We start from the raw sequence: 13,337 nt of genomic DNA on the forward strand, positions 1-13,337 counted from the left end.
ACCCGGCGGGCCCGGTCAGGACGTGCCGAACTCCGCCGCGACGTGGTAGACCCCGCCGCCCCAGCCGTCCTCGGGGAAGGCGTCGGTCATCCGGATGTAGACGGCCTTGTCCGGGCCGAGATAGGGCGTCAGGTCGAGGGTGTGGTCGGCCTTGTTCGAGCTGTCCCTGATCGGCTCGTCCTCGGTCAGCACGGTGGTCCAGCTCTCGCCGTCGGACCCGACCTGGACGACGTACTGGTTGTCGATGGTGAGGGTCGCCTCGGCCGACGTGGCCTCGGCGGGGAACGGGAACCGGTAGACGAAGTTGCTGGTGCCGTCGGCGAACCGGCTACCGACGTGGCTCAGCCCGGAGCCGCCCGCGTCCCAGAGCCAGGCGAGCTCCTGCGTCGACCCGGCGTCGAAGTCGATGGTGCTCGCCACCTGGATCGTGACCCGGGTGGTGTAGCTGAGCCCAGGCTTCGCGGTGACCGTCACGGCCAGCGGGTAGCTGCCGTCCGGGGTGTTCGCGGGCACCGTCACGTCCAGCGGGACGTTCGCCCGCGCGGGCGTGCCGTCACCCGGCGGAACCAGCCGGACCCGGCTCCGGGCCGGATCCACCGTCCAGCCGTCCGGACCACTCACCCGCACGTCGACCCGCACGGGCCGCCGCCCCTCCGACGTCGCGGCCACCTCCACCTCGGTCCGCGCCGACGACGTCGCGCCAGGGCTCGGCATCACCACGAGCTGCGTCGGTGACATAGTCGCCGACAGCGACCGCCCAGGCGCTTCCTGGGGGACGTCGGCGATCAGCGCGCTGAGCGCACTGGCCTGGGTACGCCAGTCGAAGACGTTCGGCGAGGCCGCAGTGCTCGCACCCGACCAGCGCAGGCCGAGCCGCTCGGCGGAGTCGCGGTCGTTCGCCCAGACCGTTTCCGCCTGCCGGTCCACGAACTCCGCGTAGCGCGCGTCGCCGGTGGTGTCGGCCAGCTCCGTGAAGTAGCGCATGAAGATGCCCTTGAACTGCTTCTGGTTGTCGTCGCAGGTCAGGCCGAGCGGATCGCACGACTCGGTGAGCAGCCCGTCGATGACCAGCGCCTCGGACCCGAGCGCCGCGTCGGCCAGCCGCCGCGCAGCGGCGAGCAGCTCGGGATCACCCGTCGCGCGGTGGAGCTCCAGTGCCGCACCGATGCCGAGACCCTGGTTGTAGCTCCACACCGTGTCGCGATTGTTGGCGCAGCCGTCGGTCAGCCCGTCGTTGACCAGGCCTTCGGAGTTGATCAGGCCGCTGGCGGTGTACCAGTCCCAGGCCTCCTGGGACCGCCCGAGCCAGGCGGTGTCACCGGGGATGCGGTTGTGCAGCTCGGCCGTCAGGCGGATCCACTGGCCGTTGGTGACGGCGTTCTTGTAGGTGCGCTCCTCGTTCCACCAGATCCCGCCGCCGCACGTGCTCGGGTCCCAGAACCCGTGCATGAAGTCGGCGATGGTGCCCGCCATGTCGAGGTACTTCTGGTCACCGGTGAGGTCGTAGGCGGTCACCCAGTTCAGCGCCCACCAGCCGGCGTCGTCGATGGCGCGGCTCGTGAAGTTGCCGTAGATCTCGTCGGTGGAGCGTTCCCCGGCCGGGAACGGTCCCTTGTTGGTCTCGAAGCTGTGGTCCAGCTCGTCGAGATAGCTCCGGTCCCCGGTGCGGGCCATGTAGTCGCCGATGGTCTGCAGGGCGACCGCGGAGTTCCACCAGCTCGAGGGGAACCACGCCTTCTCCTCGTCGTAGGAGTCCAGCAGCACCTCGGTGGCGACACGGGCACGGGCGACCTCGGTCGAGCCGGAGGTCGCCGGATCTCCGGGAGGCGGGGCGGCGTGCACCGCGACCACCGGCTGCAGGCCGACGACCACGGCGAGGCTGATCAGGGCTAGGCGCATCACGGAAAGGCGGATACGACGCGACATCGACATCGATGAGCTCCTCCCCCGGGCGCAACGTTGTGCCCGGATTCATACCAAAACCTATAGGAGGAAAGGGTTAAATGCACCCATCTATCGAGGGGGCGATCGAGCAGCGCGGTAGAGCAACGGCCTCAGCGCGTCGAGCTGCCCGGCACCAGCTCGGTGGGCAGCGTGACCTTGGTGACCTGTCCTACCTCGCGGAGCTGGGCGAGGACGAGGTCCAATGCCTCGTGCCCCATGCGCGACTCGTCCTGCCGGATATGGGTGAACCGGTAGCGCGCCTTGTCGTAGAACGCGTCCGGGTGGTCGAAGCAGACGATCCCGAGGTCGCCGGGGACGGTCCGGCCGGCCCTCTGCGCGGCCTCCCGCAGCAGGACGGCGATGTTGTACTCGGTCGCGACCAGGCCCGTCAGGCCGGGGTTCGTGGCGAGGAACTTCTCGAGCTCGGCGATGTCGTCGTCGGGCGCGACGCCGCTCCCGGGGACCGTGGAACGGACCTGGCGGAACTGGTGCGCCGGGTCGAACGGGACGTGCCGGGTGGCGTGCGCGGCGACGACGCCGTCGAGCCGGTCCTGCACCGTCGAGACGGTGCTCGACGCCGAGACCAACCCGACGTGGTCGTATCCCGAGGCGAAGAGGGTGTCGGCGGCCTGGCGGCCCGCCGAGACGTTGTCGGAGCACACCGACGACACCGGGACACCGTCGAACACGCGGTCCAGGATGGCTACCGGGAACGACTGGGTGATCAGCTCGAGCACTGCCGGGGGCACGTACTGCGACGAGCTCGGCTCGAGAATCAGCCCCTGGACGCCGTCGGCCACCAGCGCCCGAACCATGTCGTCCTCCGCCTCGCGGTTGCCGAGGCTGCGCTTGATCACGAGGTTCGCGACGGTGCTCGACGCGTCGAGCAGCCCGGCCAGCACCCGCGTGCCGAAGGTGTCGTCGAAGTCGGTCAGCACGCATCCGATCAGCGGGGTGGGTCCGCTCCCGGTGCTGACGGCGTTCGTGGCGGCCTCGCTGACGACGACGGTGCCCAGCCGGGGCCGGCGGGTGATGTAGCCGTCGGCGCGCAGCAGGTCCATCGCCCGCTTGAGCGTGATGGCACTGACCCCGAGCTGCCTCGTCAGCTCCGCCTCTGCGGGCATCCGGTCGCCGACACCATAGGTGCCCGCATGGATCGCGTCGCGGAGCTTCTCGTACACCTCGAGGTAGAGCGGCTGGCTCACTGATGCCCCTTCACCGATCGGACGTGGCCAATCAGTATGACCAATGAATCCGCCATGACTGACTCCACCTGGGCCCACCGTATGCGTCGGGTCATCACCGCGCCTCGAGCGACGCGCGCAGCTCGAGCGCCATGACCGCGCTCAGCTGGGTCGAGCAGAACACCGGCAGCTCGGCCGGACGGCGCCAGTCGCCGCCCGCCAGCAGGTACCCGTCCCGCTGGCTCGCCTCCCACAGCCGGTCGGTGCTCGTGCGGACGAACTCGACCAGCGGGGCGGCGTCGGGCGACGTCGTGCCGATCCGGTCCAGGAGCGTGCCCAGGTACCGGTAGAGCACACCCTTGAACAGGCCCTCGTCTCCCCCGCCGCCCTCACTGCCAACGACGCCGTCGTCAGCATCTCCGGGTCGTTGAGGGCGATCAGCGGCCACAGGAAGCTGTTCCAGCCGGCCTGGAACGTGAGCACACCCAGCACGGAAGATCCACGCGCTGACGGTCTGCTGACGCCGGGTGCCGCTCACGGCGGCGCTCATCGCGCGGCCGGTGCCGGGCGCCGGTACGTGCGCAGCCCGGCGGTCTCCAGCGCGAGCTCGCAGAACATCGCGTTCGCCCAGGAGAACCACTCGCGCGTGTAGATCGCGGGGTCGTCCACGTGGAAGGACTCGTGGACCGCGCCCGTCCCCGCGTCGGTCGCCAGGATCAGGTCCAGCAGCTCCCGGCGCTCGTCCGGGTCGGTGCTGGTCAGCCCCTGGATCGCGAGCGCGATGGGCCAGACGTGCCCCTCCGGCGTGTGCGGGCTGCCGATCCCGGACGCCGCCGAACCGCTGTAGTAGTACGGGTTCGCGTCGCTGAGGATCATCGCGCGGGTCGCGGTGTAGAGCGGGTCGTCGGCGGCGCACCAGCCCAGCAGCGGCAGGGACAGCAGGCTCGGCGAGTTGCCGTCGTCGGCCAGGAGCACTTCCCCGCGCCCGTCGACCTCGTACGCGTACACCGGCTGGCCCGCCGGCCCGGGGACGACGCCGTGCACGCGGATGCCGCGCTCGATATCCGCCCGCAGCGCCGCGGCGTCGTCGGCCAGGACGTCGTCGTGCAGCACCTCGGACGCGAGCGTCCCGAGGTAGCCGAGCGCCACGACCGCGAACGCATTGCCCGGCACGTTGTAGCCGTACCGGCACGCGTCGTCGCTGGGCCGGAAACCCGCCCACGTCATCCCCGTGAACGCGGCCTCGGGGCCGCGCCCGTCACGCACCAGGGTGTCGGACGGCGGGCAGTCGGTCCGCTCGAACGTGTACGGGGACGTCTCGTGCCGCTGCTCGGTGCGCCACAGGTCGACGACGGCGCGGGCCACCTCCCCGAACCGCGCGAGGTGGTCGGTGCGGCCGGTGATCCGCCACAGGTCATGGGCGAGCTGCACCGGGTAGGCGAGGGAGTCGATCTCGTACTTACGCTCCCACACCCACGGCGACTGGCCGGAGCCGGGCTGATCGGGGTCGGGCTGCCCCGGCTGCCCTGTGCGGTCCCGGTGCCCGGCCCCGGTCGGTCCGTCGTTGAACGCGTTGGCGTACGGGTCGTGCAGGATCGAGGCCTGCTGCCGCCGCGAGACGGCCGCGATCGTGTCGGCCAGCCGGGGGTCAGCGCCCGCGAGGTGCAGGAACGGCGCGAGCTGCGTCGTGGAGTCCCGCAGCCACATCGCCGGGATGTCGCCGGTGATCACGAAGGCCGAGCCGTCCGGATGCGGGGTGATCGTCCGGGAGAGCGTGTCCGACATGCAGCGGCCGACGGCGTCGGCCACCGGGTCGCCGAGCCGGTCGCGCACTGCCGCGACCAGGCCGGCGAGGACGTCCGGGTCGTGGAAAGCGTGCGCGTCGGTCATGATCCAGCTCCTGTCGAGTCGCCCGTGTAGCGCAGCGTCGCGTGGTCGAGGTCGAGGTGGGTGGCGCCGCCCCGCCCCGCGGTGAGGGCCACGGAGACGGTGTTGCGGCCGGCCCGCAGCTCGACGTCGGGCACGGTGACCGTGCTCCACACGCCCCGCGATCCCGTGCCGGGGAAGGACTGGTTCGCCACGCGTGACCCGTTGACCACCACGTGCCGCGCCGCGTCACCGGCGCCCGCCGCGTACCGCAGCGTGAGGTCGTAGGTGCCTGGCCTGCTCACGCTGACGGGCAGGTCGATCCGCTGGGTGCGGGCGTCGCGGCCCGCGACGTATCCCGTGCCGGTGAAGCCCGGCTGGGCAGTCTCGACGCGGACGCCGGTCAGGCGCCCGGATTCGGCCTCCACCTGCCGGGAGACGACCATCCGGTCGAGGTTCAGGTAGTTCGCGCTCCCCGCGGCCGACGAGTACTCGACGGTCACGGCGTTGTGGCCCGCGCCGAGGCGGACGCCGTCGAGCACCACCTCGGACCAGCTGGACCAGGCGCCCGTGCCGGCGAAGGTCAGCGCGCCCGCCACCGGTACGCCGTCGACCAGCACGCGGCGTACGGCGTCGCCGGCCGCCGCGGCGTAGCGGAACCTGAGCTCGTGCGGCCCGGCGGAGGCCGCGACGACGTCGAACGTCACGGCCTGCCCGTCGGCGTTCCAGCCCGCGAGGTAGCCGCGGCCCAGGAAGCCCGGCTGGCTACTCTCCGCGCCGAAGCCGACGGCGCGGCCGTTCTCGGCGTCGTGGATGCCGTTGCCCGGCTGGGGACCGGACCACCGGTTGGGCGTGACGACCTGGAGCCCGGACACGGCGGCGGCCGCCGTCAGGCTCTGCAGCGGTTCGGCGCCGGTCGGGGCGGACCAGTTCGGGCCCATCAGGTCGTCGGACGGACGGCGGTGCGACCACGCCTGGGTCACGTTCGCCTGCAGCATCTGCAGGTACTGGTCCTGGCCGTGCTCGTTCACCAGGGTCATGAGGCTGCGCACCAGGACCGGCTTGAACCCGCCGCCGTCGTTGATCCCCTCCGAGACGAAGGTGCCGCCGTTCGTCAGGTGCTCGGTCGACCAGTCGGCGGCGGCCGTCGCCTTGTCGAGGAACGCAGAGTCACCGGTCACCGACGCCAGCTGCGCGGCGGCCCCGATGTAGGTGCCGAAGTTGTAGGTGAAGTCCCACTTCACGAGCCGGGCAGGGTCGCCCTCGAAGTGGTCGTAGACGTGGCCGTCCTCGTGCAGGTTGGTGTCCACCCAGTCGAAGAGGGTCTTCGCGGCGGCGAGGTAGGCGGGGTCGTCCGTGGCCTCGTAGAGCCACGCCGCCGTCCACGCAGCGGTCGCGTTGGTCGCCACGTTCTTCTGGTCGCGCACCGACTTGCGCCACCAGATGCCGCCGCCGTAGGTGTCGTCCTGGTCGGCCCAGATCGTGGCGAACAGGTCCTCGGCGCAGTCGAGGTAGCGGTCCTCGCGTGTGATCTCGTATGCGCGGACGCACCCCTTGGCCCACCAGCCCTGGTCGTCGTTGAAGTCGTTCTCGAACGTCGGGTAGTACGCGACGAAACCGTCGTAGACGTCGTCGAGCATCCGCCGGTACTTCTCGTCGCCGGTGCGCTCGTAGGCGTCCATCACCAGGTCCCAGAGCTGCGCCTCCCACCAGAAGTCGGTGTACAGGCCCTCCTCGGGTCCGTGCGCGTGCTCCTCGTGGACCTGGCGGTCGCTGTAGGTGAAGAAGTAGTTCCGGGACGGGTCCCAGAACGTCTCGACGAACGCGTCCATCGCGGCGTCCGCGTCGCGGTGCGTCGAGGCGCCCGCCGGGGCCGCCGCGCCGACCGCACCGCCGAAGGTGCCGCCGAGTGCAAGGGCGGCCACCGTCAGCGCCGCCGTGAACCTGCTCTTCCAGCTCATGGTCCGAACCCCATCGTCCGTCGTCCTCTTGGTCCGGCCGTCGTTGGCCTGACCCCGTAGCGGAGCGTAGGAGCGCGATTACCTCCATGTCAATGTATTCCAATAGGTGCAATAGCGGGAAGGCAGCACGGGTAGCCTGCCGGTGAACCGCCGCCCGACGAGAGGACCAGCCATGACGCGCGACCTGGAGGGCCGCACGGCCGTCGTCACCGGCGCGGCCCGGGGCATCGGCGCCGCGACCGCGCGACGGTTCGCGGAGGAGGGCGCCCGGCTCTTCCTCCTGGACGTCTCCCCCACGGTGCTCGACCTGCGTGACGAGCTGCGCGACGCCGGGCACCGCGCGGCGGCGTCGGTCATGGACGTCGCCGTCGAGGCCGCCTGGACCACCGCCGCCCTCACGTGCCGGGCCGAGCTGGGCAGGCCGCAGATCCTGGTGCACAACGCGTACGCCACCACTGTCGCGTCGCTCGAGGACACCCCGCTGGACAGCTGGGAGCACCAGCTCCGGGTCTCGCTCACCGGCGCCTACCTCGGCACCCGTGCGCTGCTGCCCGATCTGACGGCGTCCGGGCGGGGCGCGATAGTCATGGTCTCGTCGGTGCACGCGCGGTTCGGGCTGCCGGGCCGGGCCGCCTACGCCTCGGCGAAGGCGGGGATGACCGGGCTCGCCCGGCAGCTCGCGGCCGAGTACGCCCCCTCGGTGCGGGTCAACAGCGTGCTGCCCGGACCGGTCCTCACGCCCCACTGGGACGGTACGAGCGAGGAGGACCGGGCGAGCGCGGCGAGCGCGACCGCCCTCGGACGCCTGGGCCAGGCGTCCGAGGTGGCCGACGCCATCACGTATCTCTGCTCCGACCGGGCGTCGTACGTCACCGGGGTCGAGCTGCCGGTCGACGGCGGCTGGAGCATCACCAAGGAATCGGTGTGATCGTCGGCCCGCCGCCGTCCTAGGGTGTGCCCATGACGACCGTGCAACCCATCCAGATCACCTTCGACTGTGCCAGCCCAGAGCGCGTGGGGCAGTTCTGGTGCGAGGCCCTGGGCTACGTCCCCCCGGACCTGACGGAGGACGGGTTCGCCACGTGGGAGGAGTACAGCCGCTCGCTGCCCGAGCCGGAGCGGGACTCGTGGTTCGCCGCGAGCGACCCCACCGGCGCCGGCCCCCGGCTGTTCTTCCAGCGCGTGCCCGAGGGCAAGGTCGTCAAGAACCGGGTGCACCTCGACGTCAAGGTCGGCAGGGGCTTCGTGGGCGAGGAACGCCTGGCCGTCCTGGAGTCCCACGCCGCGCGCCTGGAGGCGATCGGCGCGACCCGCGGGGTGCTGCTGCTGGCCGACGAGGAGAACGAGTCCTGCCAGAACATGCAGGACGTCGAGTGCAACGAGTTCTGCCTGGACTGAACCGGGCGGTCGGCTACCCCACCGCCGGCACCACCCGCCGCGCGTTGAGCCCGTCGAGCGGCCATCTCCCCGTGCGTCGACCCGGCCTGGCTCGAACGGATCGTCGAAAGCACGCCCGTCGTGATGATCGGACGCCACGGTGCTGAGCGCGATCGCGGAGGCCGGGCTCGACGAGCGCGACGTGTCGGTGGTCGGCTACGACAACATCCCGATCGCCCGCCACCCGCTGGTCTCGCTGAGCAGCGTCGACCAGGCCGGTGTGCTGATGGGGCGCGAGGCCGCGAGGTACCCCAGGAATGCGACTGGCCGGGCACCCGTTGGAGATGGACGTGAACCTCACGTACGGAACCCTCGGATGAGCGTCATCGACACGGCACTCGACGACGCGGTGCTCGACAACCCGGCGTGGTCCGCCCTCGTCGGCGCGCACGCGCACCTGGCGGAGGGCAACGACCTCGCCCGGCGGTATCCCGCCGACGTCTCGCCCTTCGCCGCCGTCCGGAGCTGGGACGACCCAGGCGTCTGGGACGCGGTGATCGAGCTGGTCGGGTACGACGCCGAGTTCCCCGGGCCGCCCGAGTCGGTCGCGTTGCCGCCCGGCTGGGTACGCGGCGAGCCCTTCCAGGGCGTGCAGCTGGTCGAGACCGAACGCCTGCGCGGCCGGCCCGACGACGAGGCGGTACTCCTCGGCGCCGCCGACGTGCCCGAGATGCTCGACCTCGTGGCGCGCGCCCAGCCCGGGCCGTTCCTGCCCCGCACCCACCAGCTGGGCCGGTACGTCGGGATCCGGCGCGACGGACGCCTCGCGGCCATGGCCGGCGAGCGCCTGCAGCCCGCCGGCTGGACCGAGATCAGCGCGGTCGCAACCGACGAGCGGTACCGCGGGCAGGGCCTGGCCACGCGCCTCGTGCTGGACGTCGTGCACCACATCCACGAGCGCGGCGCCCGCGCCATGATGCACGCCGCGGCGAGCAACACGCACGCGATCGGGCTCTACGAGCACCTGGGCTTCGCGCTGCGCCAGCGCGTGGCGTTCGGCTCGGTGCGCACCCCGGCCGAGCCCGCGAGCACCCCGGTCAGTGGCTGACCGGGTCCTCCTTCTCCTGATCCTTCTTCCGTGAGGGCAGGAGGTGGAGCACCGCGACCACGGCAGCGCCGACGATCAGGCCGACGATCGCCGAGCACAGCGTGTTGAAGAGCCAGCCGAGGGTGCCGCCGAACGCGCCGGTGCCGTCGTGGATCGCCACCTCGAGGTGGTGCACCCACTCGTATGGCGCCGGGATCCAGCCGGTGCCATCCGCGCCGAGGTTGACGAGCAGGATGTGCCCGCCGACCCAGAGCATGGCGATGGTGCCGACCACCGAGATCACGGCGAGCACCCTCGGCATGGCCAGGACGAGCCCGCGGCCGAACGCCTTGGCGAACCCGGAGTCGTACTGGGCCATCCGCAGGCCGACGTCGTCCATCTTCACGATCGCCGCGACGATGCCGTAGACGATGATCGTGATGACGAATGCCACCACCACGAGGATCAGGAGCCGGGACCAGAAGGCCTCGTCGGCCACCTCGGCGAGCGCGATCACCATGATCTCGGCCGACAGGATGAGGTCGGTGCGTACGGCGCCCGCGATCATCTTCTTCTCGGCCTCTGGGCTCACCTCGGTGGCCGGGACCTCGGCGTCGTGGTGGCCGGAGACCTTGTGCCAGATCTTCTCCGCACCCTCGTAGGCCAGGTAGGTGCCGCCGATCATGAGGATGATCGGCAGCAGCCACGGCAGGAACTGGCTCAGCAGCAGCGCTGCCGGGAGGATGAAGATCAGCTTGTTGCGGATCGAGCCCTTGGCGATCTTCCAGACGATCGGCAGCTCGCGCTGCGCCGCGACACTGCGCAGGTACTGCGGTGTCACGGCGGTGTCGTCCACGACGACGCCTGCCGCCTTGGCTGTCGCGCGGCCGGCCGCGGCCCCGACGTCGTCGATCGACGCTGCCGCCAGCTTCGCGAGCGCAGCAATGTCGTCCAGCAGTCCCATCAGGCCACCCACGGCGCCGCCCCCATCTCCGAGCGATAAGTCGTCATGACCCGCAGCCTATGCAACTTAGGCCGATGAGCGGGCATGCGGTCCGGCGGGTCAGCCCTCCCCGCACGTCACACGGGCGTCCGCCCAGTCGGCGTGGTCGAAGTTCTTGCCGTCGGTGCCCTCGTCGGCCACCAGACGCAGGCGGCGCACGCCCGTGACGTCGACGTCGAGCGGGATGCCGCCGTCGTCGTTGGACAGCACCGGCGTCTCGGTCAGCAGGACGCCGTCGCCGTAGACGCGGAACCGCACCGAGCCGACGCCGGTGTCGCCCGGCTTGTTCAGGACCTCGTCGTCGATGCCGACCACCGCACTGAACGCAGTACACGTGCCGCCGAGCCACGCGGTCAGCGAGCCGGTCGCGTGCATGCCGACGCCCTTGGCGTAGGTGACACCCGCGATCGTGATCGGCCGCCCGTCGTCGCCCGCGGCCTCGCCGTTGGAGCGGTCGCGCTCGACCGGGCCGTAGCCGTTGGACTCCTCCAGCCAGTCGAGGTCGGAGACGTGGTGGGTGCCCGTCAGCGCGGGCGGCGTGACCCAGAGGGTGGCCTGGCTCGCCGCGACGTAGCGGTCCCGTCCGCCGTGGCCGGCCGCGCGGTAGCTGACCGCGATCGGCACCTCGAACGTACCGGTGGCCCCGCCGGCAGGCACCTGTACCTGCCAGGCCACCTCAGCGCCCTCGCCCGCGGCGAGCCGCGCGACCGTCTGGGTGCCCTGGTCGGCGGTCCAGCCGGCGGGCAGCTCCGGCGTCAGCCCCACGCTCGTGACGTCCCGGTCGGCGACCGTGAAGGTGACCCGGACCACTACCGTGCTGCCGGGCTCGACGTCGGCCTCGGCCGGGTCCACGGCGAGCGTCGCGTCCGGCCGGTCCACGACGGGCTCCAGGCAGGACTCACGGTTCCGGGTCGCCTCGCACACGACCGCCACGAAACCGCCGTTGTTCGCGGTCGGGACCTCGAGGGTCTCCCCTGACGTGGCCCGCACGGTGGTGTGCACGGTCGCCGAGCCGTTCGCGCCGTCGTCGGTCAGCAGGTCGACCAGCACACGCTTGCCACGGGTCAGGCCCTCCAGCGGGAGCGCCAGCGGGTCGCCGGACCCGGCGCGCAGGCCGCCAACGAACCACCGGTCCCCCGACCGGCGCGCCAGCACGGCGTCCCGGCCGGGCGTGCCGCTCAGCAGCCGCACCTCGTCCCAGGTGGTGGGGAGGTTCTGCAGGAACGGCATGGCGTTCGGCTCGGCAGCGTAGCCCTCGGGCTTGTCCGAGATGTGCTGCCAGCCCGACTCGTACGCGACGCTCATCGCTACCTGCTGCGCCTTGGACGTCTTGTCGTTGTCGCGGGAGAAGACCACCGGCGTGAAGTCCATCGACCCGACCACGTTGCGCGTGAACGGCACGATGAGGCTGCGCTCCGGGCTGATCCCGTTCTCCATGCCGCGCACCGACTCGTAGCTCATGATGTGCGGCCACGTGCGCTGCATCCCCGTGGGCAGCGCGGAGCCGTGGAAGTTGATCATCAGCTCGTACCGGGCGGTGTCGCGGGCGACGTCGTCGTACCAGCGGTGGATCTCCTGCGAGTCGGAGTCCATGAAGTCGACCTTGATACCGCTGATGCCCCAGGACTTCAGGCGCGGCAGCCACTCGTCGCGCTGCTCCTGCGTGCGCAGGTCACGGCTGTGGAACCAGGCGATGACGTCGACGCCCTGCGTGTGGGCGTAGCGGACGGTGCGGGGCACCCAGCTCGCGTTCCAGCCCTCGTCCAGCAGCACGTACTCCCAGCCGTTGCGCGCTGCCAGGTCGACGAAGTCGCGCTGCCGGGCCTCGTCCCGCGGGCTGTCCCAGTCGGTCAGCCAGCTCCAGCTGGACCGGCCGGGCTTGATCCAGTCCGTGCCCGGGTCCAGGGCGCTGGGCGTGGCCAGGTCGTCGACCAGGTTCGAGCCGACGACGGCGGGCAGGTCGCCCACGATCGCCACCCGCCACGGCGTCGACAGTGCGCCCGTCGAGGTGACGGGCCGCCCCTCGAACAGGTCGACGTCGTAGCGCAGCGATCCGGGCGCGTGCGTCAGGTGTGCGCCCGAGTAGTCGCCGTGCAGGTCGGCCTCGGTGACCAGCGCGTACCGGTCACCCTGCTGGAACAGCACCGGGAAGCCGACGCTGCCGCCGCCGTTGCCCGCCGCGGCCGTCGTGGTGGTCCACTCGGCCTCGTAGTTGACCGCGTACGAGCGCTGCATCCAGGCCGGCCCGTCCGACGCCGGCTCCCAGGCGCCCGACTCGTCGTCCACCCGGTGCTCGCCCGCGCCGTCGAGGAGGTAGCGGTAGGCGACGCCGTCGCGGGACACCCGCACGGCGATCCCGAGGCGCGCGCCCGCGGCGTCCGCGAACGTGAACACCGACTCCGTGTGGACGTAGGACCGGCGCACGCTCTTGCCGGTGGTCATGGTGTACGAGTCGGCGACCCTGCGGTCGCGCCGCTCCACGAACGTCAGGCCGGTGGTGAGGTCCCCGTCGCTGCCGCGCAGCCCCAGGCGGGTCGCCGAGAGCACCGTGTCGCCGTCGGCGATGACGTCCAGCGCCACCTCGCCGCCGTCGTCGAGCCGCACGACGCCGTCCAGGTCCGAGCCGCGCGGGCCGCTCACCCGCCACCTCGACGCCGTGGCGGCGGCCGGGTCGGTGATGTCGGCGGCGCCGGGGCCGCGGGCCGGGGCCGCGCTCGCCGAGCCGCCGAGCACCAGCCCGCTCGCCACCATCGCGACCGCCGACACCCCTGTCACCAGTAGAAGAGCAGGACGGGACGCAGCGAACAGCTTCACGAGGTCTCCCTTGACTTCGACGGCGCCCGGTGCGCCGTCCGCCAGGTTAGGGAACACCACAGACCAGGTCAATACTCTTATAGGGAATATAGGCAATATCA

At 71.5% G+C, this 13,337-nt stretch carries 10 protein-coding genes and 1 pseudogene; 4 read left to right on the forward strand and 7 right to left on the reverse strand.

Annotation, left to right across the window (positions count from 1 at the left end; translation table 11 throughout):
• Positions 1–15 precede the first annotated feature (15 nt).
• The 5 genes from AB0F70_RS23905 to AB0F70_RS23925 form a co-directional block, all read right to left on the reverse strand.
• Positions 16–1,932: a glycoside hydrolase family 76 protein gene (locus AB0F70_RS23905; protein ID WP_357454424.1), complete on the reverse strand. Its 1,917-nt coding sequence runs from the start codon at positions 1,930–1,932 to the stop codon at positions 16–18.
• Positions 1,933–2,054: 122 nt separating this feature from the next.
• A complete protein-coding gene (locus AB0F70_RS23910; RefSeq protein ID WP_357454427.1) occupies positions 2,055–3,149 on the reverse strand; it encodes a GntR family transcriptional regulator in 1,095 nt (364 codons plus the stop codon).
• A gap of 94 nt (positions 3,150–3,243) precedes the next feature.
• Entirely contained in the window at positions 3,244–3,576 is a 333-nt protein-coding gene (locus AB0F70_RS23915; RefSeq protein WP_357454429.1) for a hypothetical protein, read from the reverse strand.
• Positions 3,577–3,674: 98 nt separating this feature from the next.
• Positions 3,675–5,018, reverse strand: coding sequence for a glycoside hydrolase family 125 protein (locus AB0F70_RS23920; protein ID WP_357454432.1), 1,344 nt, complete (start codon positions 5,016–5,018; stop codon positions 3,675–3,677).
• Complete coding sequence (locus AB0F70_RS23925; RefSeq protein WP_357454436.1) at positions 5,015–6,955, reverse strand: glycoside hydrolase family 76 protein; 1,941 nt, start codon at positions 6,953–6,955, stop codon at positions 5,015–5,017. Before AB0F70_RS23925 ends, AB0F70_RS23920 begins: the two co-directional genes overlap by 4 nt.
• A gap of 172 nt (positions 6,956–7,127) precedes the next feature.
• Between AB0F70_RS23925 and AB0F70_RS23930 the strand changes: the two genes are divergently transcribed.
• The 4 genes and pseudogenes from AB0F70_RS23930 to AB0F70_RS23945 all read left to right on the forward strand — a co-directional run bounded on the left by AB0F70_RS23930 (position 7,128) and on the right by AB0F70_RS23945 (position 9,440).
• On the forward strand, positions 7,128–7,883 hold the full coding sequence (locus tag AB0F70_RS23930) for an SDR family NAD(P)-dependent oxidoreductase (RefSeq protein WP_357454439.1): 756 nt from the start codon (positions 7,128–7,130) through the stop codon (positions 7,881–7,883).
• A gap of 32 nt (positions 7,884–7,915) precedes the next feature.
• On the forward strand, positions 7,916–8,353 hold the full coding sequence (locus AB0F70_RS23935) for a VOC family protein (RefSeq protein ID WP_357454442.1): 438 nt from the start codon (positions 7,916–7,918) through the stop codon (positions 8,351–8,353).
• A gap of 139 nt (positions 8,354–8,492) precedes the next feature.
• Positions 8,493–8,627 (forward strand): annotated as a pseudogene (locus tag AB0F70_RS23940) (LacI family transcriptional regulator); the annotation flags it as partial.
• Between the two features lie 81 nt (positions 8,628–8,708).
• Positions 8,709–9,440 carry a GNAT family N-acetyltransferase gene (locus tag AB0F70_RS23945; protein WP_357454505.1) on the forward strand — a complete coding sequence of 244 codons (732 nt, stop codon included), beginning with the start codon at positions 8,709–8,711 and terminating at the stop codon, positions 9,438–9,440.
• On the opposite strand, the gene AB0F70_RS23950 is transcribed toward AB0F70_RS23945, so the two are convergent.
• Together AB0F70_RS23950 and AB0F70_RS23955 are read right to left on the reverse strand one after the other, a co-directional pair.
• Positions 9,430–10,383, reverse strand: a complete 954-nt coding sequence (locus AB0F70_RS23950; protein ID WP_357454445.1) for a DUF808 domain-containing protein — start codon at positions 10,381–10,383, stop codon at positions 9,430–9,432. The genes AB0F70_RS23945 and AB0F70_RS23950 overlap by 11 nt on opposite strands.
• 99 nt (positions 10,384–10,482) lie before the next feature.
• On the reverse strand, positions 10,483–13,236 hold the full coding sequence (locus tag AB0F70_RS23955) for a glycoside hydrolase family 97 catalytic domain-containing protein (protein ID WP_357454448.1): 2,754 nt from the start codon (positions 13,234–13,236) through the stop codon (positions 10,483–10,485).
• Positions 13,237–13,337 lie beyond the last annotated feature (101 nt).

This window comes from Promicromonospora sp. NPDC023805, assembly GCF_040639635.1.
Classification (GTDB): Bacteria; Actinomycetota; Actinomycetes; order Actinomycetales; family Cellulomonadaceae; genus Promicromonospora.

Excerpts from the sequence above, each read along its gene's own strand:
- AB0F70_RS23905 (WP_357454424.1), bottom strand. The coding sequence starts at position 1,932 with ATGTCGATGTCGCGTCGTATCCGCCTTTCCGTGATGCGCCTAGCCCTG.
- AB0F70_RS23920 (WP_357454432.1), bottom strand. The coding sequence starts at position 5,018 with ATGACCGACGCGCACGCTTTCCACGACCCGGACGTCCTCGCCGGCCTG.
- AB0F70_RS23925 (WP_357454436.1), bottom strand. The coding sequence starts at position 6,955 with ATGAGCTGGAAGAGCAGGTTCACGGCGGCGCTGACGGTGGCCGCCCTT.
- AB0F70_RS23930 (WP_357454439.1), top strand. The coding sequence starts at position 7,128 with ATGACGCGCGACCTGGAGGGCCGCACGGCCGTCGTCACCGGCGCGGCC.
- AB0F70_RS23935 (WP_357454442.1), top strand. The coding sequence starts at position 7,916 with ATGACGACCGTGCAACCCATCCAGATCACCTTCGACTGTGCCAGCCCA.
- AB0F70_RS23945 (WP_357454505.1), top strand. The coding sequence starts at position 8,709 with ATGAGCGTCATCGACACGGCACTCGACGACGCGGTGCTCGACAACCCG.
- AB0F70_RS23950 (WP_357454445.1), bottom strand. The coding sequence starts at position 10,383 with ATGGGACTGCTGGACGACATTGCTGCGCTCGCGAAGCTGGCGGCAGCG.